Here is a 2,040-nt window from a genome sequence, read left to right on the forward strand (position 1 = left end):
TAAAAGCAGGGTCAGTCTCTATCAAAGCATTAGCTGTAATTTTTGGATGAATTTGATATAGTGCCTCTGTTGGTAAGGATAAACCATCTATAGTATGACTTTCTTTACCTTTGCCACCACCTAAACCATAGGGATCTAAACTATCATTAACCTTTGCAATAGTAGCTTTAGACAATGTATCTTCCGCATGCTCTTGAACTGTACCAATTGGCTTTACATTTGATTCAGTAATAGTTGGTGTCATATAAACTTCTCGATCCCAAACTCTGCGACGTTTATGTCTTATACCATGACTTTTCCGTTTTCTTTCAGTTCTACTCTCTTGAGTAGTTCCAGTAATAAAGGTCTTATCACTTAAAGAATCGGAAATATTTTCTATTCGCCCCTTAGTTTGAATCGTCCCCCCAGAAATCACCTTACTATTATCATTATGGAGAATACCTGTAGTTACAATATCACCGCCACTACTAATAACACCTGAATCATCATTAGTAACCTCTTTATGAGTTTGTTCTGTTTCAGATCGAATAATCGTAAATTTATGAACTCGATTTTCATCTTTATCCATCTCTTTATTATAAGCTTCATCTTCAGCAGTCTTAACAGGTTTCATATGCGGTGTGCCATAACCACTGGAATCATCAGCATAAGGGAATTCTGACTTATCAAAGACTTGGCCCTCTAACTTATGGTGTGGGTCAGTAACTTTTAACTTATCAGGATTTTTAGTAATACCATCTGAAACACGCTTTACACCTAATGCAACATTGTTATTTTCTACAATAGGAGAATCTATTTTTATAGCTTTTTCAGATTTAATTGTAGCCCCTGTATTATGTATCCCCTCTTTAGCTGTAAGGTCCATAGTTCCACCACTATAGATAAAACCTTTACCCGTATTATTTATTGTATCGGTATTTATATCAACGTGATTACGACCTGCAATGACACCAGACTTATGCGTATCTAATTCTTTTTTTATGGAAGTAACTTTCTCCTGTGCTTCATCATAAGTCTTTGTTAACTCTTTAATACGTTGACGATGTGCTTCTAACTCTGTTTTAGTTTTATATTTTGTGATATCAGCATTCCATTCAACATCAAGATCATTTTTAGCCTTTTCTAAATCTTTACCAGCCTTATGGTAACGCTGTTCTATTTTAGAATTTGTATGGTTTATAACTGTCTTTGTATCAATAGCTACAGTATCACCATAAATGCGTCCACCTTCATGATTATCTATGGATTTTGCTTTTATGGCCGTAGTATTTCCAGAGTTAATAAGACCACTATTATTTAGTGTTTCTTGGCTATTTACAGTCGTAGATACATCACCTTGAACCACACCATTATTGTGAATAGCAATGCTTTGACCAGCTAACGTAGTGTTGCCATTACTCGTAACACCACCATCAACTATGATTTTGCCATCACTAGTAATACTAGATGCTTGAGTAGAGCTGATTACACCTTTAACATTTACACCAAGACCAGTATTGGTACCTTTCATGGTAATAGAATTAGCATACATACCACCAATAGCAGAGACATCTAAACCAACATTTCTAGAATCACCAATTTTTTGAGTCTCTAATGTATTAGCATCTATTATATTTTTGCCAGTACGTGTTTCAATTGTATTAGCCCACACTCCGGCATTTACATTGGTTGCTTCTGTTAAAATTTGTAACGAGTTAGCCTCTTTGGCATTAAGACCGTTTCTATTAATAGCAACGGCTCCTCGCTCTACCCGATATGAGTTTAGATTTCCCGCTGAATCATATTCAGGTTTACCTGTAGTTAATACTGCTCGATCTGTATTGATAAATCCACCACCATCTACAGTAATGCCATTAGGATTTGCTATAACTACTGAAGCTTTACGACCTGCTACCTCAATAAACCCGTTCATATTAGTTGGATTGTGTGAAGTAACCTCGTTAACAATGACATTGGCAGAACCACGCATCATATTAGCATTACCAGGTACATAACCACCAAGCTTAGTATTAGACATTTGGTAAGAGTTATTAAGAATTA

1 protein-coding gene is annotated in these 2,040 nt (G+C 35.6%); it reads right to left on the minus strand.

All coding sequences use genetic code 11. The annotated features are described in order from the left end of the window. A partial coding sequence (locus HMPREF1865_RS08535; protein ID WP_155640508.1) for a two-partner secretion domain-containing protein occupies positions 1–2,040 on the minus strand: 2,040 nt, incomplete at both ends.

This window comes from Veillonella parvula, assembly GCF_001553335.1.
Taxonomy (GTDB): Bacteria; Bacillota; Negativicutes; order Veillonellales; family Veillonellaceae; genus Veillonella; species Veillonella parvula_S.